Origin of the sequence: Stenotrophomonas sp. MYb57 (genome assembly GCF_002966815.1) — a bacterium.
Taxonomy (GTDB): Bacteria; Pseudomonadota; Gammaproteobacteria; order Xanthomonadales; family Xanthomonadaceae; genus Stenotrophomonas; species Stenotrophomonas indicatrix.
In genome coordinates this window covers 3821271-3846365 of the sequence record NZ_CP023271.1, presented here as the reverse complement: position 1 = coordinate 3846365, position 25095 = coordinate 3821271, and the positions used below count along the sequence as shown (strand labels likewise).

Genomic DNA, 25095 nt, shown 5'->3' with positions numbered 1-25095 from the left:
GCTGATGGTTGGGGTCGGATCCGTTTCCCTTTGGAAAACGGATCCGACCCCTTCTTGTTTTCCGATACACCTTCATCCACGCATGGCGTGGATCCACCAACCGTCACCGGGAAATTGTCGGAGGCGGGGAGGGGGCCGATGGCGGGACCGTCCACGGCATGGATGCCGTGGCCGAGCCTACAGGGACGTACTTGCGGCGTGTCCCGCCATCGGCCCCCTCCCTGCCAGGCAAGCAACAGCCCAGAGCCGCCTCGGCTTTTGAAGTTGCACTTGCAGTTGCTTGAAAAAAGCGGCGCAGCCGCAGGCTGCAAAACACCCTCAATCCTGATCCTGCGCGCGTGCCGCCTCCGCCTGGGTCTCTTCCTGCGCCGCCATCTCGCGTGCGATCCACGCATCGATCATGCGTCGCTGGCGCTGCGCCTGCCGCCGCTCGCGCGTGTACTCCTGGTCCAGCACCCGGTACAGCGACACCATCACCAGCACCATCAGCAGCGCGAACGGCAACGCCGCAATCGTGATCATGCCCTGCAACGCATCCAGCCCGCCCGCCAGCAGCAATGCCGCCGCAATCAACGCTACCGCGATGCCCCACGCCAGCTTGCGCTTCAGCGGCGGATCCCCGGCTTCGTCGGTGGACATGCTGGCCAGTACCAGCACCGCCGAATCGGCCGAGGTCACGAAGAAGATCATCAACAGCACCAACGCCACCGCCGACAGCATCAGCGACGCCGGCAGGCTGTCGAACAGGGTGAACAGCACCGTCTCATAGCCATTGCCCAGTGCCTGCACAAGGTCGGCGTGGCCGAAGATCTGCGCCCACAATGCCGTTCCCCCGAACACGGCGAACCAGAAGAACCCGAGCAGGGTCGGTGCCAGCACCACGCCGATCACGAACTCGCGCACGCTGCGGCCGCGCGAGATGCGCGCGATGAAGGAACCCACGAACGGGGCCCACGAAATCCACCAGGCCCAGTAGAAGATCGTCCAGTCGGCCACCCACGTGCTGCCGGAGAACGGCGACATGCGCAGGCTCATGGTCACCAGCTGGTTGAGGTAGGAACCCAGCGTGGTGGTGAACGTATCGAAGATGAAGCCAGTCGGCCCCAGCACAAGTACGGTCGCGGCCAGCAATGCAGCCAGTGCCAGGTTGAAGTTGGAGAGCCACTTCACGCCGCGCTCCACACCGCTGGCGGTCGAGGCCATGTACAGCACGAAGGCAATGGCGATGATGGTCATCTGCACCGGTACAGTCGCCTGCAGGCCAAATACGCGCTCCACGCCTGCAGCGATCTGGATGGTGCCGAAGCCGAGCGTCGTCGCCACGCCGATCGCCGTGGCGACCACCGCCGCGATGTTGACGACACGGCCGATCCAGCCGCGATGGTGGCGGCCGATGATCGGCTGCAGCATATCGCTGACCAGCCCGCGTCCATTGCGGTTGAACTGGAACCAGGCCATCGCCAGGCCGATCAGTGCATAGATCGCCCACGGATGCAGGCCCCAGTGGAAGAACGCATAGCGCATCGATGCACGCGCGGCATCCATGCTCTGTGGCGCAATGCCTTCCGGTGGCTTGGTGAAGTGTGAGATCGGCTCGGCCGCGCCCCAGAACACCAGGCCGATGCCCATGCCGGCGGCGAACAGCATCGACATCCAGCTGGCGCGCGAAAATTCGGGTTCGGCGTCTTCGCCACCGATGCGCAGGTTGCCGAAGCGGCCGAAGGCCAGGTACATCAGGAACACCAGCGCCAGGAACACCACCAGCAGGTACAGCCAACCGACGCTGCGGATGACATCAGCCAGCGCCGCCTGCACGACGGTATTGAAGGGGCCGGGCGCGAGGCCGGCCAGCAGCACCAGGGCAAGCACCAGTGCGATGGAAATGCGAAACACCATGAAGGAGCTTCTCCGATCAAGGGATTGAGGGGAGCGAGCGAAAGCTTGCAGGGAGTAGGCCGGCGACAGTGTGCGCGCACCGGACAGGCACCGCGATGGCGGCAGGGAAAGCACCACGTGCAACGGTGCGGCGCGCGTGCACGTTACTGAATGCGACGTCACGGTTCTGTTAACGCGGGTGCGGCAGATCTGCGCCCTGCGTGGATGAACGGCCAGGAGGTCGAGTGGTTTCTATGCTCTAATGCCCACCAAGAAGCGGGGGTACCGCGGCCTTGTGGCCACGGTTGAGATAGTCCCTTGGAACCTGATCCGGCTCATACCGGCGTAGGGAAGCTTTGCAATGCAGCCGTACCCGGAACCTGCCCAGGGAGCGCCTTGGTGCCGTCCGTGCGCGGTGGCAGTGCGCCGCCGCTTCGTCCCTGACCTTCCTGGACGATGCCCGATGAACGCACAGCTCTCCGCCCTGCAGCAACAGGCCCAGCAACTCTCCGAATCCGTGACCCGGCCCATTCCCGGCTCGCGCAAGATCCACGTGCCTGGCTCGCGCCCGGACCTGCAGGTGCCGATGCGCGAGATCGCGCTGACCCGCACGCCGACCGTGTTCGGCGGCGAAGAGAACGCACCAGTCACCGTCTACGACACCTCCGGCCCGTACACCGATCCGGACGTGCGCATCGACCTGTCCGCGGGCCTGCCGGCACTGCGGCGTGGCTGGGTGGAGGAGCGCAACGACACCGAGCAGCTCGACGGCCTCAGCTCCTCGTTCGGCCGCGCGCGCGAACATGATCCGAAGCTGGACCCGGTGCGTTTTCCCGCGCGCAGCCTGCCACGTCGCGCGCGGGCCGGCGCCAACGTCACCCAGATGCACTATGCACGCCGCGGCATCATCACCCCGGAAATGGAATTCGTGGCAATCCGCGAAACCCAGCGGCTGGAAGCGATCCGCGATGCCGCACTGCTGCAGCAGCATCCTGGCGAAGCCTTCGGTGCGTCGATCCAGCAGATCATCACCCCGGAATTCGTGCGCGAGGAAATCGCCCGCGGCCGTGCGGTGCTGCCCAACAACATCAATCACCCGGAAAGCGAGCCGATGATCATCGGCCGCAACTTCCTGACCAAGATCAACGCCAACATCGGCAACAGCGCGGTGTCCTCGGGCATTGCAGAGGAAGTGGAAAAGCTGGTGTGGGCGATCCGCTGGGGCGGCGACACGGTGATGGACCTGTCAACCGGCAAGCACATCCATGAAACGCGCGAATGGATCATCCGCAATTCGCCGGTGGCGATCGGTACGGTGCCGATCTACCAGGCGCTCGAGAAGGTCGACGGCCGCGCCGAAGCGCTGACCTGGGAGATTTTCCGCGACACCCTGATCGAACAGGCAGAGCAGGGCGTGGACTACTTCACCATCCATGCCGGGGTACTGCTGCGCTATGTGCCACTCACCGCCAGGCGTGTTACCGGCATCGTCAGCCGCGGCGGTTCGATCATGGCCAAGTGGTGCCTGGCCCACCACAAGGAAAACTTCCTTTACACCCATTTCGAAGACATCTGCGAAATCATGAAGGCCTACGACGTGACCTTCTCGCTGGGTGACGGCCTGCGTCCTGGCTGCATCGCCGATGCCAACGATGCGGCGCAGTTCGGCGAGCTGGAGACGCTGGGCGAGTTGACGAAGATTGCGTGGAAGCACGACGTGCAGACCATGATCGAAGGCCCCGGCCATGTGCCGATGCAGCTGATCAAGGAGAACATGGACAAGCAGCTGCGCGAGTGCGGCGAGGCGCCGTTCTACACGCTTGGCCCGCTGACCACCGACATCGCACCGGGGTACGACCACATCACCAGCGCGATCGGTGCGGCGATGATCGGTTGGTTCGGCACTGCCATGCTCTGCTACGTCACGCCGAAGGAGCATCTGGGCCTGCCCAACCGGCAGGACGTGCGCGACGGCATCATGGCCTATCGCATCGCCGCCCATGCTGCTGACCTGGCCAAGGGGCATCCGGGGGCGCAGGTGCGTGACAACGCGCTGAGCAAGGCACGCTTCGAATTCCGCTGGGAAGACCAGTTCCACCTCGGCCTGGACCCGGAGAAGGCCAAGGAATTCCACGACGAGACCCTGCCCAAGGACGCGCACAAGCTGGCCCACTTCTGTTCGATGTGCGGCCCGCATTTCTGTTCGATGAAGATCACCCAGGACGTGCGCGAGTACGCCGAGAAGGGCATGCAGGAAAAGTCCGAGCAGTTCCGGGCGGCCGGCGCCGAGGTGTACCAGCAGGGCTGATCGCAGATGGGCAGTGCCGGGTCATGCCCGGCACCGTCCAGTCACCCAACTCACCGACATGCCGCTATCCTCGCCCCATCGTTCCCCGGGGACACGGAACCATGCCCATTGCCGTCACCACCCGCTGGCTGGCCATCGCCCGCCGTCATCCCTCTGCCTGGCTGCTCGGCGCACAGCTGTTGTCGGTACTGCTGTACCCGGCGCTGGACGAAACTGCTGCCGGGCGCGCGGCAGTAGGCGTATTCGGCATGGCCGTGCTCGGCCTGGCACTGTGGGTGGTGCAGCGCAGCCCGCTGGGGACATGGTTGGCGTTGGTGCTGGCCATCCCGGCGGTGGTGTTTTCCCTTTCGGCGGCCCTGCTCGACCGGCCTGCACTGGGCATCACCGCGCAGCTGCTGGAAAGCCTGCTGTATTTCTACACCGCCGGTGCGCTGATCGCTTACATGCTGCAGGACCACAAAGTGACGCGCGACGAGCTGTTCGCCGCCGGTGCCACGTTCACTCTGCTGGCATGGGCATTCGCTTTTACCTTTGCCGTATGTCAGCAGTGGTATCCGGGCAGTTTCCAGGGCGCCAGTGGCGGCGCGCAGCGCACATGGATGGAGCTGCTTTATCTGAGCTTCAGCTTATTGTCGGGGGTAGGTCTCAGCGACGTCGTGCCACTGCATCCGCAGGCCCGCGCGCTGGTAATGCTGGAGCAGTTTTCCGGCGTCATGTACGTAGCGCTGGTGGTTTCGCGGCTGGTTGGCCTGACCATGCTGAAACGCTTCTGAAAATGAACGCCAGATAAAAATATCGCGCCAAAAGGGCGCGAATGATGATGCGTATTATGTGAATGCGTCGGCGAGAGAGAGCCTGATGTCGACCACGCGATAGGCGAGGTAACTCGCATAGGCTAATATCCGGAGGCTTCGTTTTTTTTGCGGTATGCGCCGATGCTTTGTGCGGAATCTGGCTTCTTGCTGTGCCAAGGATGGGAAGGGATCGATGGTGAACAGTGTTTGCGGCCTGTTTCAGCCCCATAGCAACGAATGATCAACAGCGAAATCCAGTCGCCTGAATCCGACCGCGTCCGCGTCGGTGAGTGCATCGTTACTTTGTCCTCGCGTGAGGTCGAAGTCGCCGGTGCCCGCCGTACACGCCGTTTGACGCCCAAGTCGCTGGGCGTGCTGCGCATGTTGATGCGGCAGCCGGGGCGGGTGGTGACCCGTGACGAGCTGTTCGCCGAAGTGTGGCCGGACACGCTGCCGACCAACGATGTGCTGACCCAGGCCGTGACCCAGCTGCGCAAGGCGTTCAGCGTCGACGACGACAACGGCCAGGCGTACATCGAAACCATCGCCAAGACCGGCTACCGCCTGCTTGTGCCGGTGCAACCGCTGGCGGACCACGAGACCGATGCGATCGCCGTTGTAGAGGACTCGACCGCATCACAGCCGCCTGCGCCGGATGCCGTGGCCGCCGCCGGCGTGCCGGTGGTTGAACGCGGAAGCCGCCGCTGGCGCCGTCTGCGCCGTCGCTTGCTGCTGGCACTGGGCATGGTGATGCTGCTTGCGCTGGTGGTGTTGAGCGTACTGCTGCTGCGCCGCCCGGCGCCGGTGAATTCTCCGGTGGATGCGGCAGTGGAGAACGGCACGCGGGTGATCGGAAGTCCGGAGCGGCCGTATCGATTGATTACCGCGACGGCCGGTTTTGAGACCTATCCCACACTTTCTCCTGATGGATCGCAGGTCGCCTACGAAGGCGCCAACGACGATGGCACCGGCGGCAACGCCATCAAGGTGCAGACCTCTGGCAATGCCCCGGCGCGCCAGCTGCTATCGCCACCGGCAGGTGCCAGCGACCGCTTCCCGAACTGGTCGCCCGATGGCCGCGAAATCGCCTTCGCCCGCTTTGGTGCCGATGCCAGCTGCCAGGTGCTGATCGCCAGCGCCACCGGCGGCGCCGTGCGCCAGGCCACGCGCTGCGACGGCACCGAGCTGCTCAGTTTCGACTGGACGCCCGATGGTCGTGGCCTGGTCTTCGGCAGCATGGTCGGTCGCTATGCCCATCGCGGCATCCGCGTGCTCGATCTGGCCACCGGCCAATGGCGTGCGCTGGAGTACGCTGTCGACGAGGATGATTTCGACTACGCCCCGCGCTATTCCCCGGATGGCCGATGGCTGGTGTTTGTCCGCAACCCTCAGCTGGGCGACCTGTGGCGGATGCCTGCCAGCGGCGGCACGCCCGAGCAGTTGACCACCGAATCGGCCGAACTGCGTGGTTGGGCTTGGCTGGGCGACGGTCGGCATATCGTGTTCGGTCGCCGTGTGGACAGCGAAGCACGCCTGTACTACCTCGACGTCGAGCGCCGCACGTTGCGCGACGCTGGGCTCGACGATGCGCAGTGGCCGGCAGTGTCCCGCCGCGGTGACATGCTGGCGTTCGTGCATCGGCGCGCGCAGTTCGGGGTGTTCAGGATGCCCGCGCAGGGCGGTGCCGGTGAGCGCCTGTTCGCCTCCAGTGGCCGCGACGGGCAACCGATGGTGGCACCGGATGGGCGGCAACTGGTGTTCAGTTCCGATCGTTCCGGCAGCTTCGCCCTGTGGTGGGCCGACATGCAGCGGCCGGAGTCGCTGCGGCCGATCGAGGGGCTGAAGCCCGAGGCACGGCAGGCGCCCGACTGGTCGGCCGACAGCCGGCATCTGCTGGTGGTGGGCCGCGATGAGCATGGCGAAGCGGTTGTCTACGAGATCGCACCGCGCGATGAACAACTGCATCGCCTTCCGGTTCCCGCCGAGCAGCCATTGCAGGCGTTGTACGGCGCAGACGCGGAGCAGCTGCTGGTGGTCGAACGTGATGCCGACCAGCACACCCGCTTGAGCCTGTTCGACCGCAGCGCGCAGCCATGGCGGCGGTTGGCCAGCCTGGAAGGCGTATCGCAGGCGCGCTTCGACCGCAGTACCGGGCGGGTGCTGTTCACCCGGCTGGCAGCCGGTGGGCTGTGGTCGGTGGACGCGGCGTTGACCCCTGCCAGCGTGCAGCAGGTCAGTGAAGACCGGCCCAGCCGCTGGCGCTACCGGACCTGGACGGTGGCCGGCAACGGCAGCATCGACTACCTGGGCAGCAGTGCCAGCTGCGGCACGACCCTGGTCCGTATCCAGTCCGGACGCGAAGAAGCCGAGCGTTGCCTGGACGCCCAGCGGCTGAGCGCGGGCAATGGACTGAGCGCCAGTGCCGACGGAAACAGCCTGTACCTGGCCCTGGCCATCAGCGATGGTGCCGACATCGGTGTGATGCGATTGCCCGAACAACCGCCCGCACTGTTCCCGGCATTCTCCAAATTATTGATCTTGAACGAGAAAGGGCCTTCGTAATTTCTTCGTGACGATCTCGCCGCGAATTCGTGGCGATCTCGGCAGTCTTTCCTGACGCGCTGTCGCCTCATTTGGCAAAACGGAGGCCTGTACTTGGCAAATCCGTGGTGCCCCTATGCGTCAACTCTCGCTGGCTGATCGTGGCCAAACCGTATCCCTGGACAAGGCGATCGACGATGTCGCGCCGACCTGCATGGGGGTTGCCCGCCTCGGCAGCCTGCAGACCGCCGGCACCAGTTTCAGCGTCTGGATGCAGGTGCGCGGCACCTCGTGGGTGGAAGCCAAGGAAGGGCGGTTCCGGCTGCGCCAGGGCGAGTGGATCGCGTTCGAGAAGGAGTCCAGGCCACTGGTGCAGGCCGGACGCAACGGCTTGTGCGTGGGCATGAACCTGAACGTGGAAGCGCTGCGCGTGCTGACCGAAATGGCCGACTGCGGCCTGTACGCCGGTCGTGGCCAGATGAACCGTGCTGATGCGCGGGTGGCGCTGCGCCTGTGGCGTGACGCCCTCGCCAGCGGGCAGCCGGCGCAGGCACTGCGTCCGTTGCTGCTGCATCTGGCCGGTCTGCAGCGCAGCCTGGCCGACAACGTACAGCGTTGCCCGGGCCGCTCGCGCAGCCGCAAGCGCCAGGTGTTTGGCCGCATGCAGCGCGCGCGCCTGTATCTGGAAGGCAACAGCCACCGTGTGGTGCGCATCGGCGAACTGGCCGAGCTGACCAACTTCTCCAGCTGGTATCTCTCCAAGACGTTCCAGAGCCTGTACGAGGAAAGCCCGCAGTCGCTTTCGGCACGGTTGCGCCTCGAACGTGCGGCCGATCTGCTGCGCGATACCGACATGATGGTCGGCGAAGTCGCTGCCGCCAGCGGTTTCGACAACTGCTGCAGCTTCGCGCGTGCCTTCCGCGCCCGCTACGGCCAGTCCGCCTCGCGCTTCCGCGAGAATGACGGACAGCTTCCGCCACACTCCGCAAAGTCTCCGGTTGTGTCGCGCAAATACAGCGCTGCAACGCAATCGTAACGTGCTACGGCGTTTTAACACGCTACTAACACGTACCTTGGAGAGATTGATGAACGTTCGTATTCCCGCAGTGCGGCTCGGCTTGTTGCCGGCCGGCATTGCGCTTGCCTTGGCACCGTCCTTCGCTTCGGCGCAGGACGCAGCTGCCGGCGGCACGACCGACCTGGACCGCATTTCGGTCACCGGTTCGCGCATCCGCCAGGCGAGCATGGAAACCGCGCAGCCGGTGATCGCGCTGCAGCGCGCCGACATTGAAAAGCAGGGCTTCACCAGCGTTGCCGACATCGTGCAGAACCTGTCGGCGACCGGTTCGCCGGCGATCAGCCGCGCCGATGCCCTGAGCTCCGGCGAAGAAGTCGGCGGCCAGTACGTCGACCTGCGCAACCTCGGTCCGGAGCGCACCCTGGTGCTGCTGGACGGCAAGCGCATGGGCACCAGCACCGGCGGCTACACCGACCTGGCCTCGATCCCGACCTCGGTCGTGGAACGCATCGAAGTGCTGACCGACGGTGCATCGGCCATCTATGGTTCCGACGCCATCGCCGGCGTGGTCAACATCATCACCCGCAAGAACTTCGACGGCCTGGAAGCCAGCGTCTACGGTGGCCAGTACGGCCAGGGCGACGGCCAGAAGCAGGTCTACAACTTCGTCTACGGCCAGACCGGTGAGCGCGGTTCGATCACCTTCGGCGCCGAATACAGCAAGGAAGACGAGGTCCAGGCCAAGGATCGTTCCTTCAGCCGCTACCCGAACGGCCGCTTCCACCCGTTCCCGACCGACGACGATGCCAATGGCTGGTCGCCGGCGTCGAACCAGGGCGTGCTGATCGACGACATGGGTACCCCGAAGGACGCCAACGACGATATCTGGTACACCCGTGCCAATACCGGTGCCGGCAACGGCATGGGCGACTTCCGTGAGTTCGGCACCGCCGACTACACCAATGCCAGCCAGGAAATGTGGCTGCAGAACAAGCTGACCCGTCGCTCGGTCTTTGCCAACGGCAACTACGACCTGACCGACAACATCCGCGCCACCGCGAACGTGCTGTACACCAAGCGCACCGCGACCTCGCAGATTGCCGGCTACCCGTACCAGTCCGAGGTCTACGGCACCCCGTTGTCGGCCGACAGCATCTACAACCCGCTGGGCAAGGACGCGAACTTCATCCGTCGCACCTCCGAGTTCCCGCGCCAGACCGAATCCGAGCAGGAAACCTTCCGCTTCTCGGCCGGCCTGGAAGGTTCGTTCGAGTTCGCCGACAAGTTCTGGGACTGGGACGTGGGCTACGTCTACAACCAGAACAAGGGCGTCAAGACCGGCACCGGCAACCTGTTCATCCCGAACGTGCAGAACGCCGTCGGCCCGTCCTTCATGGACGGCGACGTTGCCCGTTGCGGCACCCCTGGCAAGGTGATCGCCGGTTGCACCCCGTGGAACCCGCTCGCACCGTACGGCTCCACCGGCAACGGTTCGCTGGCTGACCCGGCACTGCAGGCCTACCTGTTCCTGCCGAGCCACGACACCTACACCAACACCACCAAGGCCTACAGCGCCAACATCTCCGGTTCGCTGTTCACGCTGCCGGCCGGTGACCTGGCCATCGCTGCCGGTTACGAGCACCGCCAGGAAAGCGGTGAGTACAACCCGGATGCACTGCTGCAGTCGGGCCTGAGCACCGACCTGGCCGGCGCACCGACCAAGGGCAGCTACAAGCTCGACGAGTTCTACGTCGAACTGAACGTGCCGGTGCTGGCCGACATGCCGTTCGCCAAGGAACTGTCGCTCGACATGGCCGGTCGCTATTCGGACTACAACACCTTCGGCGACACCATCAACAGCAAGTTCGGCCTGAAGTGGAAGCCGATCGACGACCTGCTGGTGCGTGCGACCTATTCGACGGGCTTCCGCGCGCCGAATATCGCCAACATGTACGGCGGCACCTCGCAGACCTTCGACGCCTACACCGATCCGTGCGACAGCAGCTTCGGCTCGGCTTCGCGCAATCCGTCGGTTGCCGCGGCCTGCGGCGCACGTGGCGTTCCGGCGAACTTCCGCCAGATCACCTCCGGTGGCGCACAGTCGACCGGCCCGGGCACCCAGTCCTACAGCGCCTTCGAGTCGGGTTCCAACCCGGAACTGCAGCCGGAAACCTCCAAGACCTGGACTGCTGGCCTGGTCTACAGCCCGAACTTCGTGCAGGGCCTGGACGTCAGCCTGGACTGGTGGAAGATCCGCATCAACAACGTGATCGCCGCCGAGTCGGTGACCTCGATCCTCAACCAGTGCTACGTGCTGGGCGTGGCGTCGGCGTGTGACCGCTTCAGCCGCGGTACCGAAGGCCGCACCGTCAACCAGGTGGTCGACGTTACCCGTACCCTGATCAACGGTGGTTACCAGGAAACCGCAGGTTACGACCTGGGCATCAAGTACCGCCTGCCGGAGTTCTCCTTCGGCAAGATCGTGGTTGACTGGAAGACCACCTACGTCGATTACCTCGAGTACAAGCGCGACAACGAAGCCGAGACTCCGGTCGAGCAGCACACCAGCTGGGCAACCGGCGACTGGGGTGCGAACTTCCGCGTCCGCTCGAACCTGAATGTCGATTGGAGCCTGGGCAACCTGGGCGTGAACTGGGCCGTGCGTTACTACTCGAGCATGAAGGAGCCGTGCTCCTACGACACCGAGTGCAACCTGCCTGACTTCACCTCGGCCTACACCCTGGGCCAGCCGACCCGCAAGGTTGGTTCGAACACCTTCCACGATGTGCAGGTGCGTTACACCCTGCCGTGGCAGGCTACGGTCTCGGTCGGTGCCAACAACGTGTTCAACCACGAAGGCCCGGTCATGTACAGCCAGCCGAACTCGAGCTTCTCCTACTACGGTGGCTTCGACATCGGTCGCTACTACTACATGAAGTACACCCAGCGCTTCTGATCCATCGAAGCGTGACAGCAGAAAGAGGAGGGCGGGCCGCAAGGTCCGCCCTTCTTGTTTGTGCGGTCGAGCAGCGCGGCTGTCCACGCCGCGCGCGCCGAACCTCCGGTCACCGACGGTTGATCCATGCCCGTGTAGATCCACGCCATGCGTGGATGAACTTCCGGCACAACGAAAAAAGGCAGGCCACGTGGCCTGCCTTTCGTCCCCTTCGTACCCGCCTGACGCTGTGCCTCAGGCCTCGCTCGGCACCAGCCCCATCAGGCTGTTGGCGTGCTCGCGCCATTGCGGCAGCTTGTTCAGCACACCGGCGCGCTGCAGATACTCTTCATCCACCGGGTCACCGTTGACCAGCGCCAGTGCCACGTGCACCGCACCGGTCACCCAGAAGCTGCGTGTATTGGCGCGCTGCGGCTGCAGATGGAACGCCACTGCCTCGATGATCGGCATCGGCAGGCCCCACAGGCCCAGCAGATAGGCGCCGGCTTCGGCATGCCCGGGGCGATCATCATCGGCCGGCTCCGGTTCGCTGCGCTCGTTGCGTACGCCTGGCAGCAGCAGGCCGATGTCGGCCAGCAGGGCGGCGGTGGCACCGAGTTCGGCGCTGGAGTCGGGCAGCAGGCGTGCGGCCAACCGCGAGGCCATCAACGCACGCTGCTGCAGCGAATTGCGTTCGGCCCCGGACAAGGTGGGCGCGGAGAACACCTCACTGGCCAGCACCAGGTCACGCAGCGTGGCCAGGCCCAGCCGGGTCACGGCGGTGCGCAGGTCGGCGATGGTGCGGCCCTGGCTGAAGAACGCCGAATTGGAAAGCTGCAGCACCTTGGCCGCGATCGCCGGGTCGGCGGCCACCAGCTTGGCGACATCGGCGCTGTCGGCGTCGTCGTCATGCTCCAGTGCCTGGGTCAGGCTCAGGTACAGGTGCGGCGGCGAAGGCAGCTTCTCGATGCGGCCGATGGCATCGCGCAGGCGCGGGCTGTCCAGCACTTCGCGCAGCTCTTCCAGGCTGGTCAATGCTTCCAGCAGTACTTCTGGTGCCAGCGGCAATGGCAGGAAGCGATGGGCGACCCCGATCAGGCGTGCCGGCGGCGGCCGGTTGCCATGCTGTGCATCGACCAGTGCGATGCGGATGGTCTCCGGGCGCAAGGTGCGGATCTGTCCCAGCAACGTGGTCGCGTTGAGATCGGGCAACTGCGGGCAGACGATCACCGCGTCCACGCCCTGGGTGGCGACCGCGGTCATCGCGGCATGGCCATCGGTGGCGGTCAACGGCTGCCAGTCTTCCCCAAGATCGGCAATGAATTCGGTCAGCTCAGCCGGCAGGCTGGCTGTATCCCCAACAAGCAGAATACGCACGACACATTCCCCTGGCTGTCTCGACGGTCGATGTCGATGACGTGTGAAGTGACGCAATTTACCTAATACGGCGGCAAAGGTGATGTGCCGCCGTCATGAAACGTGACCCGCATCGCTCCGACGCCGTGCGCCGGAGCAATGCTGTTCAGTCTCAGGCCTTGCTGTCGAGGTGGCGCTGGTGCGCCTCGATCAGGATCTGCTTGGCCTCGGCCGCGCCGCCCCAACCGTCCAGCTTGACCCACTTGCCCTTCTCCAGGTCCTTGTAGTGCTCGAAGAAGTGGCCGATGCGCTCCAGCCAGTGGCTGGACACCTGCTCGATGTCTTCCACGTGCGCGTAGCCGCCGAACACCTTGGTGACCGGCACGGCCAGGATCTTCTCGTCGCTGCCTGCCTCATCGCTCATCTTCAGCACGCCGACCGGGCGGCAACGCACCACCGAACCCGGGACCAGCGGCAGCGGCAGCACCACCAGCACGTCGGCCGGATCGCCGTCGCCGCACAGGGTGCTCGGCACGTAGCCGTAGTTGCAGGGGTAGCGCATCGGGGTGGAGAGGATGCGGTCGACGAAGATCGCGCCGGTTTCCTTGTCCACTTCGTACTTCACCGGCTCGGAATCCTTCGGGATCTCGATGATGACGTTGATTTCTTCCGGCGGGTTCTTGCCGGGCGAGACGAGTTCCAGACCCATGGTGTGCTCCAGGTGGGGGATGTAGACGGATAGCCCTCCATTTTATGCCTTTGCCGGTCGCTGTGCAGGGTGGGGCGCCGACGGGCCGTCGCGGTAGCCGACGACCGGCCAGGCCGGGGTTTCCCGATGGGGCCGGCCGGGCGGCCGGGGCAGGCTGGAACCCTGAACCGAGGAGACCTGCCATGAACTGGAATCGTTGGCGCTGCGGCGTCCTGCTGTTGCTTGCTCCGTTGGCCGCGCTCGCGCGCGGGACGCATGTCGACCTGATCCACTACCCGACCCGGGAGGCCGGGTGGGACAGGGCCTACGCGCTTGAGGGAGCGCTTGCACAGGCGTTCGACCGTGTGTGCGCCGATACCTTCTGCGAAGGCGATTACAGCAACTACCGGGTGATGGAGTTCCGTTGTGCGGTGCTGGCCCATCGGGGCACGGTGCAGCGGTGTGTGTGGGTGCTGGCGGCCAGCGAACTGGTGGTGCAGGGTGACACCGGCCAGGTGCAGGTGGACAACGGTCGCTGGACCTGCCCGGTGGAGATGCGGCCCGGGGTGCCGGTTGAAGCCTTCTTTGCCGCGCTGGAGGCGCCGGATGGGCTGATGGCACCGTTGCCCGGGCTCGATCATGGGCTGTTCGACGGGCTTGCCGACTGCCTGCGGGCGCAGGGGAGGGACGCCTGATGCGCACTTTCCCGGCACGATGGCTGCTCTGCGGTCTGATGGTGGTTGGCGCTGCGCAGGCCGCGCCGGCGTTCGTGGACGCCCGTGACTATCCCGATCCAGCGACCGGCCGGGAGCGGTTCCTGGCCGCCGAACGGATGCTGGTGCGCGGGTTCGATGATGTCTGCGGCGACACGTTCTGCGAGGGGCAGTACTACAACCTGTGGGCCATGCGCCTGCGCTGTTCGGTGGAGCGAGCGACAGGTGTGGTCGGCAGTTGTATCTGGACCTTCGCCGGCAGCGATACCTGGGTGCGGAAGGAAGGACGGATCGATGTCGACCTTGGCAGCTATGCATGCGTGCTGCCGCTGGCATCTGGAACCCGGTTGGAGCAGCTCCTGCAGGTCTGGCAGGTGGGTTCCGGGGATGAGGCGATCCACGCGCCCTTGCCCGGTACGACCACGAGCGTCTATGGCGGGCTGACAGACTGTCTTTGACGTCGATGATTGTGAATGCAAACGTGATTTATTCGCATTAACGGAGTAGCATGCGCGCCGCCCTGTCCGTCCCTTGGCTCCGCGCATGTCCTCCAATGCCCTCACCCTGACCGAACTGCTGATCCGCGAACGACCGGCACTGCTGCGACGCGTGCAGCGCATCCTCGGCGGCGACAGCGGGGCCGAAGACGTGATCCAGGCGGTCTGGTTCAAGGCGCGTGGGGTAGACAGCAGCCAGGGCATCGACAATCCGCGCGCCTATCTCTATCGATTGGCCATCAACCTCGCCACCGACCACGGCCGCGAATCGACGCGCCGCAACCGCCTGCTGGCCGAGCACTACCTGTGGCAGGAGGACGAGCAGATCTCCACCGAGGAACAGGTGATGGCGCAGGATGAACTGCAGCGTGTGCTTGATGCCGCCGGCCACCTGCCCGAGCCGACGCGCACCATCTTTCATCTCAATCGCCTGCAGGGCCTGACCCAGGCCGACATCGCCCGGCGCCTCGGTGTGTCGGTGACCACGGTGGAGAACCACGTACGCACCGCGCTGCAGCGGCTTGCCTGGGCGCGCAGTGGCCGATGAACGATCCGGCTTGGGGGCGCACACCCGCCATGCGTCTTGATTCGCAGGCCCCCATGCGCTCTAGTCCTTCCGCCCACCTCTGACCGTGTCCCCTGCCAGCCGATGAGCCCGCCCCCGACACCCCGCAGCACCGCCGATGATGCCGTGGCCGAACAGGCCAGGGACTGGATCGTGTGCCTGGCGTCCGGCGATATCAGCGACGCGCGCATGGACGCGTTCGAGCAGTGGCTGGCCGAGCCCGCGAATCGGCGTTCGTTCGAGCATGAGCGCATGCTATGGCGCAGTGTGGGCCCGCGCCCGGCCGCCACCGAACGCAGGCAGGCAGCGCGCCGTCCGCGGCGGCTGCGCTGGGCCATGGCCACGGCCGCTGCGCTGGCGGTGCTGGTGGCCTGGCCCGATGTCTGGCTGCGCCTGCAGGCGGATCATCGCAGCGGCCACCGGGTGCAGGATGTGCATCTGCCCGATGGCAGCCGCGCCGTGCTCGATGCCGACAGCGCGATCGCCGTGCACTTCGATGACCAGCGCCGTCGCGTTGAACTGCTGCGTGGCCGCGCCTGGTTCGACGTGGCGCCCGATGCGCAGAGGCGATTCAGCGTTGCTGCTGGCAACGGTGTAGTGGAAGACATCTCCACAGCTTTCACGGTCGCCCACGTTGCGGCCGGGGTGGAGACCGAAGTCGGGCAGGGCCGGGTACGCGTGGCCAGTCCTGTCGATGGCGGCTGGACCTATCTGCAGGTGGGGCAACGTGCCAGCTATGGCGAGCACCGAGGCGTGCAGCGCCTGGCTGACGTTGCTGCGGATGGCGTCGGCGCCTGGCGCCAGGGCGAACTGCTGCTGGAGCAGGCCAGTGTGGCCGACGCCGTGCACGCGGTCGGCCGCTATCGCGCAGGGCCGACCTTCGTGCGCGGCGATCTTTCCATGATTCCAGCCGTGAGCGCGGCGCTGCGCGTCGATCATCCGGAGCAGGCACTGGATGCACTGGCGGCCACCGCCGGCCTGCAGGTCGCCCGCCTGCCGCTGGGCGTGGCGATCGTGTACCGGTAGTACCGCGCCAGGCGCGGATGCAGCGGATGCAACGCATCGGTCTTGGGGAAAGCGCGCCGCCACTCGTCTCATCCACGAACGTACCCGCCGCCGCCACGTACGTCGTTGGGTCCGCGCATGCGCGGATGATGCCGCGCCCGCGGCCACGCTTCTCTGACAGGTTCCCCCATGTACGAATTCCGCCGCCCGGGCCGCGCACCGCGCCCGTCCCGTCTGTGCATCGCGTTGCTGGCCGCCGGCCTGGCAACCGCCGCCCCCGCCGTGATGGCGCAGTCCAGCAGCGCTGCTCCGGCAGCGGCACAGCACTTTGATATTCCCGACCAACCGCTGGACGATGCACTGCGCGCCTACATGCGCCAGTCCGGTGTGCAGGTGGTCTATCCGAGCACGCTGGCCAAGGGCGTGATCTCGCAACCGGTCAGTGGCACGCTGTCAGCCGACGAGGCCCTCGCCCGCCTGCTGCGCGGCAGCGGCCTGAGCGTGCGCCGGGTAAGCGTCGATGCGGTCACGCTGGAGGTCGCTGCGGCGGGACAGACGGGCGGCGTGATCGTCACCGATACCCTCAGCGTGGCCGGAGACCGCGTGCAGGGCGGTGCGGTCAGCGATGAAGCGCGCCTGCTCGACAGCTACCGCAGCGTGGGATCGACCACCACCATCGGCCGCGTCGCGCTGGAGCGTTTCCGCGGCACGTCCAACGGCGACATCGTCAAGGGCGTGGCCGGTGTCACTGCGGGCGATCCGCGCGTGGGCAACGGCTTCGACGTCAACATCCGCGGCATCCAGGGCCAGAGCCGGGTGCCGGTCATCATCGACGGTGGCCAGTCCAGCATGGACACCTACCGTGGCTATGCCGGCCAGTCGCAGCGCACCTATCTCGACCCGGACCTGATCTCGCGCCTGACCATCACCAAGGGCCCGAGCCTGCAGGCCAATGCCTCCGGCGGCATCGGTGGCGTGGTCGAAATGGAAACGCTGAATGTCGATGACGTGCTGCGTGAGGGGCGTGATGTCGGCGTGCGCGTGCGCGGTGGGCTGGCCAACGGCAGCGCCAACAACCTGCCCGGCTACGAGGCCGCGCCGCGCAGCGATCGTAGTGCCACCGGCAGCCAGTTCTTCAACGTGGCCGCTGCCGGTCACTGGGATCGCTTCGACCTGGTGGCCGCCTATGCATACCGCGACAACGGCAACTACTTCTCCGGCAAGCACGGCTATGACGATTTTCCGCAGACGCGTCGCACGCTGGCCCCGCTGAATCCGCCGCGCACCGAGGTGTTCAACACTTCCTCGCGCTCGAAGTCGACCCTGCTCAAGGGCACCTGGCGCATCGACGACGCGCAGACGCTGGAAGCGGGCTATCGTCGTTACGAAGGTACTGCGGGCGAGATCATGGCGTCGCAGATCATCCGCGTCGACCGCGACCGCGTGCCGCAGTGGGACCCGGGCCATGTGGACATGGACAGCTACAGCCTGCGCTACCGGTTCAACCCGGACAGCGAGCTGATCGACCTGCGCGTCAACGCGTGGTACACCGACGCCGACAGCGTGATGTACAACAGCCTGACCGGCATCACCCCCTGGTACTTCGATCGCCGCACCGAGTGGTACGACGCACCCAGCTTCAGTGGCAATCCCGGCTACAAGGATGCCTACCGCAACCCGTTGCGGCAGAAGCGCTTCGGCCTGGACGCCAGCAACACCTCGGTGTTCGACGGCAGTGCCGGCCGCTTCACCCTCGATTACGGCCTGTCCTACAGCGACGAGGACATCGCCCCGGGCAGCTCCGGGCCGATCATGCACGACGACCTGGTCAACAACCGCTTCCTGCGCAATGCCGAGCGCAAGGAATACAGTGCGGTGGCATCGCTGAAGTGGGCACCGGACGAGCACTGGGAGATGCTGCTGGGTGGGCGCTGGAACCGCGTGGACGTGAATGACCGCAATCGCCTGGCCACGCCGGACGGATACGAAGTGCAGGGTCAATACCGCTACACCGAACTGCTCAACGGCAATCCCAAGCTGCCGTCGTGGCGGGCCAAGCGCATCGCCCTGTTGAACTGGTATCCGGACGCCAACGGCAACTTCACCCAGGAGTCGCTGCTGGCCTCCCCGTACAAGAAGGGCACCGTCGGTGACATCGGTGGCTGGAACTTCCATGACGCTGACGCCGCGGAGGACCTGAAGGTACCGGTGAGCTGGACCTGGTCCCAGCCGATCCGCCGTCGTGACAGCGCGTTCTCGCCGACCGCCAGCGTGGCCTTCCGTTTCAGCGAAGACAGCATGGTCTACCTGAAGTACGCAGAAGGCACCAAGCTGCCGAGCCTGTTCGAAACCACGCTCGGCCTGTTCACCGCGGCCAAGCCGGTGGATGAACTCAAGCCCGAGCGTGCGCACAGCTGGGAACTGGGCGCGAGCACGATCCAGCACGACCTGTTCACTGCCGGTGACCGCCTGGCGCTGAAGCTGGCCTACTTCGATACCCGCATCGATGACCTGATCACCCGCGACTACCGCACCTTGTCGGCCGGACTGATCCGCAACGTCGACCGCTTCAAGGTGTCGGGCATGGAGTTCCAGTCCAGCTATGACAGCGGCAAGGTGTTTGCCGATCTGTCGGCGCACTACTACTTCAAGGCCAAGACCTGCGCACCGGACATCGCGGCGGAACGCCGCGCCTACGGTGTCCAGCGCAGGATCGAGGAACTGGTCGGCACGCCGGACTGCGTTGATGGTGGTTTCGAAGGCTCCTACAGCAACACCCAGAACCCGCCGCGCTACATGGTCAACCTGACCCTGGGCTCGCGCCTGTTCGACGAGCGGCTGACCTTCGGCACCCGCGTGGTCCACAACGCTGGCCCGATCAGCAAGCTGGACAAGGAATGGAACGTCGGCCTGTCGGCGATCCAGCAGCTGTACCGGCCGACCACGCTGGTGGATCTGTTTGCGAGCTGGAGCTTCAACGACCAGCTGTCGGTGGAAGCGAACGTGGACAACGTGACCGACCGCTACTACCTGGATCCGCTGGCGCTGGGCGTGATGCCCGCACCTGGCCGGACTGCGCGACTGGCCTTTACCTGGCGGTATTGATCAACCCTCCACGCTTGCACCGGTGGAGGGGGCGGATCCCTTTCCCGGGGAAAGGGATCTGGCCCCATCGGGTCCGGTCATCCACGCATGGCGTGGATCTACTGGGGGCGCCGGGCCATGCCCGGCGCTGCCGCCAGGCGCTTACAGCCCGGTCGCGGCCTTCACCGCCGCTTCGTGCAGCGCTTCATTCAGTTCGTCCACCACGGTGGTCCATGCCGCATCGGCCTGCAGCGATTCGGCCAGGAACTGGCGTTGGGCTTCGTTCCAGTACGGGGCATCGGCCACTTCCACGCCGGCGGCCAGCTGATGGTCGGCGATGAACCGGGCAATGCCCTCGGCACTGGCATCCAGGCCCAGCTGCAGGAACAGGTTGGTCATGCGCGGTTCGGTGGTGATCATCGGTGGTGCCCTGGCAATGGAAAGGAACCTGCATTATCGACGCAAGCAGGGTTGGGGGAACCCTCGCCAGGATCGTCTACAGGGGGACGCTTTCCCTGGCACTCCCGATGACCGTTCAGACATCCCTCGAAGACAGCCGCAGCGTGCGGCTGAAGGCCGCCACCCGTGACAGCCATGGCGCCCTCGACAAGCGCATCATGGCCGGCGACATCTTCGCCGACCGCCGCAATTTCGCTCGCTTCCTGCGCGTGCAGTACCGCTTCCACCGCAGCATCGACGCGTTGTACGCAAGCCCTGCGCTGGACGCATTGCTGCCGGACCTGGCGGAGCGTCGCCGCCTGCAGCAGGTGCGCTGCGACCTGCAGGACCTGGAGCAGGCGCTGCCGGGCGAGGACATCGCGGCCCTCCGCGACGACCTGCCGCTGCCGACCGCGTTGGGCTGGTTGTATGTTGCCGAAGGTTCCAACCTGGGCGGCACCGTGCTCTACAAGATGGCCGCTGCACTCGGCCTGGATCGGAGCTTTGGTGCTCGTCACCTGGCGGCACACCCCGATGGGGCCGCGCGGCATTGGCGCGAATTCACTGCTGCTCTCGATGCAGTGGTGCTGTCGCCGGCACAGGAACAGGAAGTGATCGATGCCGCCGATGCCGCGTTCCGCAGCGTGCACGGCCATGTTGAAGTGGAGTTCTCCTGATGTACCTGCACCGCCCGCTGGCGCGCGATTGATGCGCTGGCTCTGGTTCGCACTCGGCTGGTTGATGGTCGCGCTGGGGGTGATCGGCGCACTGCTGCCGGTCATGCCGACCACCATTTTCCTGATCTTGGCGGTGGGCTGCTTCGCACGCAGTTCGCCCAGGTTCGAACAGCGGCTGCTTTCCCATCCGCGCTACGGTCCGTCGCTGCGCCTGTGGCGTGAGCAGGGTGCGGTATCGCGCAAAGGCAAGGCGTTTGCCAGCGCCGGCATGGCGGTGGGATTCGCGATGTTCTGCTGGGGCGCCCACCCGTCCTGGCGTCTGCTGCTGGGCGTGGGCCTGTTCTTTGCGGTCAGTGCCGGTTATGTCCTGAGTCGACCGGCGCCCCGTTTCGATCCAGCGCCGCTGGTGGGCGTGGACGACGCCACCGATCCGCGCGCTGCCCGCCGTCGCACTACTTCTACCGATTCCAATGGAACCTCCGACGATGCTGCCTGCTGATCTGGCTCCCATGGCCGCCCCCGCACTGACCCCCTGGGGCATGTACCTGGCCGCCGATGTGGTGGTGAAGGGCGTGATGATCGCCTTGGCCGTGGCCTCGCTGGCCACCTGGACCGTGCTGCTGGCCAAGGGCTGGGAACTGGCCCGGCAGGCACGCGCGTTGCGCCTGGCGCGAAGCGTGCTGCTGTCGGCACCCAGCCTGCCGGTCGCAGGAGGCGAGCCCGCACTGCAGCAGAACATCGCCGCAGCCATGCTGGATGCCGCGCGCACCGAACTGCATCTGTCGCAGGAACTTGATCACCGCGAGGGGATCAAGGAGCGGGTGGCATCACGACTGGAGCGCCTGGAACTGGAGACCGCACGCAACCAGCGTCGTGGCATCGGCGTGCTTGCCAGCATTGGCGCGGTGGCGCCGTTCGTAGGCCTGTTCGGCACCGTGTGGGGCATCATGAACAGCTTCATCGGCATCGCCCACAGCAATACCACCAACCTTGCCGTGGTGGCGCCAGGTATTGCCGAGGCGCTGCTGGCCACAGCGCTCGGTCTGGTCGCGGCGATCCCGGCGGTACTGGTCTACAACCACTTCACTCGGGTGTTGGCGGGCCTGCGCGGCCTGCTGGGCGATCTTTCCGCGGCTGTGCAGCAGCTGGTGTCGCGTGATCTGGATCGGGCTGCACGCCGGGCGCCGACAGGCACGCTGCGTGCAGTGAACTGAGGCACGCCATGGCGATCAGGACCGCATCCACACGCGATGACACCCCGGAAGAAGCTCACGAGATCAATGTCACGCCCTTCATCGACGTGATGCTGGTGCTGCTGATCATCTTCATGGTGGCCGCGCCGCTGGCCACGGTGTCGGTGCCGGTGCAGCTTCCTGCCAGCAGTGCGCAGGCGGCGCCGGCAGAAAATACGCCGGTGTATGTGACCGTGCAGGCCGATCTGTCGCTGCGGGTGGGCGAGGCGCCGGTGGCACGCGATGGCCTCGCCTCTGCGCTGCGCTCGGCAACGCATGGCGATACGTCGCAGCGTCTCTATCTGCGTGCCGATCAGCGCGTCTCCTATGGAGACCTGATGGCGACGCTGGATGCGTTGCGCAGTGCCGGTTACCTGAAGGTCGCCCTGGTCGGGTTGGAGCAGGGCGCACGATGAGCGGGCTGCAGCGCTGGGCAACCAGCCTGGCAATCGTGCTGCTGGCCCATGCGGTGCTGATCGCTACGGCGTGGTGGTGGGCATCGCGTACGCCGCCGGTCGTGGCAGCGGCACCTCCTGCCGCCTTGATGCTGGAACTGGCTCCCGCCGCACAGGCCCCACCGGTACCGCCTCGCGCGCTGCCGGCCGGACCGCTGCAGCAGGAGCAGCAGCGGCGCGTGACCGTGCCCAGGCAACAAGAACGGATCAAGGCGCCGGTGCTGCCCCAAGGCGAACTGGCGGCCCCGGCCGAGCCACCTGCGGAACCGGCAGAGGAAGCGGCGGACAGCAACATCGATCGCACGCTGGCGCCGCCGGACGTTCCTGCCCAGGCCGCAGCGAGCTACGCCGCACCGCGTACCACGGCCGGCGAACGCAGCAGTGCCAACGCCACCTGGCAGGGGGTGCTGCTGGGACACCTGCAACAGCATCGGCGCTATCCACGCCAGTCCGAACGGTTGCGCCAGCAGGGCGTGGCCTATGTGCGCTTTGCCGTTGCCCGCGACGGCCGCGTATCGGCGCCGCGTATCGAGCGCAGCAGCGGCTTCGCACTGCTTGACCAGGAGACGCTGGACACGGTGCAGCGCGCCAGCCCGGTGCCGGCGCCGCCGGCCGATGTGGCCGGCGACCCGGTGGAGGTGATGGTGCCCGTCGCGTTCTTCCTGCGCGGGCGGTGATCGTCGGCGGGGTCGGATCCCTTTCCACAGGAAAGGGCTCTGACCCCATCGGAGGCGACCCCATCGGAGCCGCCATCCACGCATGGCGTGGATCTACAGCAACGGCACCAGCAGCAGCGCCACGATGTTGATGATCTTGATCAGCGGGTTGATCGCCGGGCCGGCGGTGTCCTTGTACGGGTCACCGACGGTGTCGCCGGTCACCGCTGCCTTGTGTGCCTCGCTGCCCTTGCCGCCGAAGTGGCCATCCTCGATGTACTTCTTGGCGTTGTCCCAGGCACCGCCGCCGGTGGTCATCGAAATGGCCACGAACAGCCCGGTGACGATCGTGCCGATCAGCAGCCCACCCAGCGCGCGTGGCCCCAGCAGCAGGCCGACCACCACCGGCACGGCCACCGGCAGCAGCGACGGTACGATCATTTCGCGGATTGCCGAGCGGGTCAGCATGTCCACCGCCTTGTCGTACTGCGGCTTGGCGGTGCCCTGCATGATGCCGGGAATCTCGCGGAACTGCCGCCGCACTTCCTCCACGACCGCGCCGGCCGCGCGACCGACGGCTTCCATCGCCATCGCACCGAACAGGTACGGAATCAGGCCACCGATCAGCAGGCCGATGATCACCGTGTGGTCGCTGAGGTCGAAGCGGAACTCCTGGCCGGGATTGGCCGCCTGCAGGTTGTGCGTGTAGTCGGCGAACAACACCAGCGCGGCCAGTGCTGCCGAACCGATGGCATAGCCCTTGGTGACCGCCTTGGTGGTGTTGCCCACCGCATCCAGCGGATCGGTGATGTCGCGGATCTCCGAAGGCAGCTCTGCCATCTCGGCGATGCCACCAGCGTTGTCGGTGATCGGCCCGTAGGCATCGAGTGCGACGATCATGCCCGCCATCGACAGCATTGCGGTGGCGGCGATGGCGATGCCGTACAAACCGGCCAGCGCGTGCGCGCCCCAGATCGCCGCGCAGACGGCAATCACCGGCAGGGCGGTGGACTTCATCGAGATGCCGAGGCCGGCGATGATGTTGGTGCCATGGCCGGTGGTCGAGGCCTGTGCCACATGCTGCACCGGCTTGTACTGGGTACCGGTGTAGTACTCGGTGATCCACACGATCAGGCCGGTCAATACCAGGCCGATCAGCGCACAGCCATACAGCGCCATCGGCCCGTACACGTTGTCCGCCATCAGTCCTGTGGTGATCGGATAGAACGCGATCGCTGCCAGCACACCAGAGACAATCACGCCCTTGTACAGCGCGCCCATGATCGAGCCACCGGGCTTCACCTTCACAAACAGCGCGCCGATGATCGAAGCGATGATCGAAACACCGCCCAGCACCAGCGGATACAGCACCGCATTGGCGCCGGCCTCGGCCAGCATCAGGCTGCCCAGCAGCATGGTGGCGATCACGGTGACCGCATAGGTTTCAAACAGGTCGGCGGCCATGCCGGCGCAGTCGCCCACGTTGTCGCCGACGTTGTCGGCGATCACCGCCGGGTTGCGCGGGTCGTCCTCGGGAATGCCCGCTTCGACCTTGCCGACCAGATCGGCGCCGACATCGGCACCCTTGGTGAAGATGCCGCCGCCCAGGCGCGCGAAGATCGAGATCAGCGATGAGCCGAAGGCCAGGCCGACCAGTGCATGCAGTGCCTGTTCCATCGGCAGGCCCATGCGCAGCAGCAACGCGTAGTAGCCGGCCACGCCGAGCAGGCCCAGGCCGACCACCAGCATGCCGGTGATCGCACCGCCGCGGAAGGCCACGTCCATTGCCGCGCTGATGCCGCGGCGCGCTGCCTCTGCGGTGCGTACGTTGGCGCGCACCGACACGTTCATGCCGATGTAGCCCGCTGCACCGGACAGCACCGCACCGACCGCGAAGCCGATCGCGGTGTACCAGCTCAGGAAGATGCCGACCAGCACGAACAGCACCACGCCGGCGATGCCGATGGTCAGGTACTGGCGGTTGAGGTAGGCGCGCGCGCCTTCCTGGATGGCCGTGGCGATGGCGACCATGCGTTCATTGCCGGTGGGTTGGCGCAGGATCCAGCGCGCCGAGACGATTCCGTACAGGATCGCGAGAATGGCGCAGCCCAGCGCCAATGACAGCCCGTGACGTTCCAGCATTAGACCCCTCCGCAGAATGGATGGACAAGCATCCAGTGGCGATGAACGGCACCACGAGGGGGACGACGGGCTGCAGCCTGGAACCAACCCGTACCGACCTTGGTGGTCGTCCGACG

Annotated in this window: 20 protein-coding genes and 1 riboswitch; of the genes, 15 read left to right on the top strand and 5 right to left on the bottom strand. The window is 66.0% G+C overall.

Translation table 11 applies throughout. From position 1 onward, the window contains the following. Window positions 1-318: 318 nt before the first annotated feature. Window positions 319-1896 (bottom strand): BCCT family transporter, encoded by a 1578-nt coding sequence (locus CLM74_RS17580; protein ID WP_025874154.1) that lies wholly within the window; start codon window positions 1894-1896, stop codon window positions 319-321. A gap of 247 nt (window positions 1897-2143) precedes the next feature. Continuing rightward, a riboswitch (TPP riboswitch) is annotated at window positions 2144-2245 on the top strand. A 93-nt stretch (window positions 2246-2338) separates the two neighbouring features. On the opposite strand from CLM74_RS17580, the gene thiC reads away from it, so the two are divergent. The 5 genes from thiC to CLM74_RS17555 all read left to right on the top strand — a co-directional run bounded on the left by thiC (window position 2339) and on the right by CLM74_RS17555 (window position 11492). Continuing rightward, window positions 2339-4183 carry a phosphomethylpyrimidine synthase ThiC gene (gene thiC / locus CLM74_RS17575; RefSeq protein WP_105164609.1) on the top strand — a complete coding sequence of 615 codons (1845 nt, stop codon included), beginning with the start codon at window positions 2339-2341 and terminating at the stop codon, window positions 4181-4183. A gap of 101 nt (window positions 4184-4284) precedes the next feature. After that, window positions 4285-4956 carry an ion channel gene (locus CLM74_RS17570; RefSeq protein ID WP_032976761.1) on the top strand — a complete coding sequence of 224 codons (672 nt, stop codon included), beginning with the start codon at window positions 4285-4287 and terminating at the stop codon, window positions 4954-4956. A 258-nt stretch (window positions 4957-5214) separates the two neighbouring features. After that, window positions 5215-7539, top strand: coding sequence for a winged helix-turn-helix domain-containing protein (locus CLM74_RS17565; protein ID WP_105164608.1), 2325 nt, complete (start codon window positions 5215-5217; stop codon window positions 7537-7539). Window positions 7540-7654: 115 nt separating this feature from the next. Next, window positions 7655-8554: a helix-turn-helix transcriptional regulator gene (locus CLM74_RS17560; protein ID WP_025874158.1), complete on the top strand. Its 900-nt coding sequence runs from the start codon at window positions 7655-7657 to the stop codon at window positions 8552-8554. Window positions 8555-8603: 49 nt separating this feature from the next. Then, window positions 8604-11492, top strand: a complete 2889-nt coding sequence (locus CLM74_RS17555) for a TonB-dependent receptor (protein ID WP_199776054.1) — start codon at window positions 8604-8606, stop codon at window positions 11490-11492. Between the two features lie 234 nt (window positions 11493-11726). Here the strand turns inward: CLM74_RS17555 and CLM74_RS17550 are convergent, their stop codons facing one another. Continuing rightward, window positions 11727-12848, bottom strand: a complete 1122-nt coding sequence (locus CLM74_RS17550; RefSeq protein ID WP_025874160.1) for an HDOD domain-containing protein — start codon at window positions 12846-12848, stop codon at window positions 11727-11729. 151 nt (window positions 12849-12999) lie between these two features. Further along, the gene (gene ppa / locus CLM74_RS17545; protein ID WP_025874161.1) at window positions 13000-13536 is read right to left on the bottom strand and encodes an inorganic diphosphatase; all 537 of its coding nucleotides are present in this window, start codon (window positions 13534-13536) and stop codon (window positions 13000-13002) included. Window positions 13537-13718: 182 nt separating this feature from the next. Here ppa and CLM74_RS17540 point away from each other — a divergent pair, with 182 nt between their 5' ends. From CLM74_RS17540 to CLM74_RS17520, 5 genes are all read left to right on the top strand, one after another. Next, the gene (locus CLM74_RS17540) at window positions 13719-14210 is read left to right on the top strand and encodes a hypothetical protein (RefSeq protein WP_025874162.1); all 492 of its coding nucleotides are present in this window, start codon (window positions 13719-13721) and stop codon (window positions 14208-14210) included. After that, window positions 14210-14686: a hypothetical protein gene (locus CLM74_RS17535; protein WP_032976755.1), complete on the top strand. Its 477-nt coding sequence runs from the start codon at window positions 14210-14212 to the stop codon at window positions 14684-14686. The genes CLM74_RS17540 and CLM74_RS17535 overlap by 1 nt, the downstream gene beginning before the upstream one ends. Window positions 14687-14771: 85 nt before the next feature. Then, window positions 14772-15272 carry an RNA polymerase sigma factor gene (locus tag CLM74_RS17530; protein WP_025874164.1) on the top strand — a complete coding sequence of 167 codons (501 nt, stop codon included), beginning with the start codon at window positions 14772-14774 and terminating at the stop codon, window positions 15270-15272. 102 nt (window positions 15273-15374) lie between these two features. Next, complete coding sequence (locus CLM74_RS17525; RefSeq protein WP_105164606.1) at window positions 15375-16316, top strand: FecR domain-containing protein; 942 nt, start codon at window positions 15375-15377, stop codon at window positions 16314-16316. Window positions 16317-16484: 168 nt separating this feature from the next. Next, the gene (locus CLM74_RS17520) at window positions 16485-19400 is read left to right on the top strand and encodes a TonB-dependent receptor (RefSeq protein ID WP_105164605.1); all 2916 of its coding nucleotides are present in this window, start codon (window positions 16485-16487) and stop codon (window positions 19398-19400) included. A 141-nt stretch (window positions 19401-19541) separates the two neighbouring features. Here CLM74_RS17520 and CLM74_RS17515 read toward each other — a convergent pair whose 3' ends face one another. Continuing rightward, complete coding sequence (locus CLM74_RS17515) at window positions 19542-19799, bottom strand: DUF2789 domain-containing protein (protein ID WP_032976752.1); 258 nt, start codon at window positions 19797-19799, stop codon at window positions 19542-19544. A 107-nt stretch (window positions 19800-19906) separates the two neighbouring features. Here CLM74_RS17515 and CLM74_RS17510 point away from each other — a divergent pair, with 107 nt between their 5' ends. Genes CLM74_RS17510 through CLM74_RS17490 form a run of 5 tightly spaced genes read left to right on the top strand, consistent with a single transcriptional unit; the run spans window position 19907 to window position 22858 of the window. Continuing rightward, complete coding sequence (locus tag CLM74_RS17510; RefSeq protein WP_025874168.1) at window positions 19907-20494, top strand: biliverdin-producing heme oxygenase; 588 nt, start codon at window positions 19907-19909, stop codon at window positions 20492-20494. 31 nt (window positions 20495-20525) lie between these two features. Further along, window positions 20526-20993 carry a YbaN family protein gene (locus CLM74_RS17505; RefSeq protein WP_033831943.1) on the top strand — a complete coding sequence of 156 codons (468 nt, stop codon included), beginning with the start codon at window positions 20526-20528 and terminating at the stop codon, window positions 20991-20993. Next, the gene (gene exbB, locus CLM74_RS17500) at window positions 20980-21708 is read left to right on the top strand and encodes a tonB-system energizer ExbB (RefSeq protein ID WP_032976748.1); all 729 of its coding nucleotides are present in this window, start codon (window positions 20980-20982) and stop codon (window positions 21706-21708) included. Before CLM74_RS17505 ends, exbB begins: the two co-directional genes overlap by 14 nt. A gap of 8 nt (window positions 21709-21716) precedes the next feature. Continuing rightward, window positions 21717-22142, top strand: coding sequence for a TonB system transport protein ExbD (gene exbD / locus CLM74_RS17495; RefSeq protein WP_105164604.1), 426 nt, complete (start codon window positions 21717-21719; stop codon window positions 22140-22142). Next, on the top strand, window positions 22139-22858 hold the full coding sequence (locus tag CLM74_RS17490) for an energy transducer TonB (protein WP_059065018.1): 720 nt from the start codon (window positions 22139-22141) through the stop codon (window positions 22856-22858). The genes exbD and CLM74_RS17490 overlap by 4 nt, the downstream gene beginning before the upstream one ends. A 93-nt stretch (window positions 22859-22951) precedes the next feature. Here CLM74_RS17490 and CLM74_RS17485 read toward each other — a convergent pair whose 3' ends face one another. Next, on the bottom strand, window positions 22952-24979 hold the full coding sequence (locus CLM74_RS17485; protein WP_105164603.1) for a sodium-translocating pyrophosphatase: 2028 nt from the start codon (window positions 24977-24979) through the stop codon (window positions 22952-22954). Between the last annotated feature and the right edge of the window lie 116 nt (window positions 24980-25095).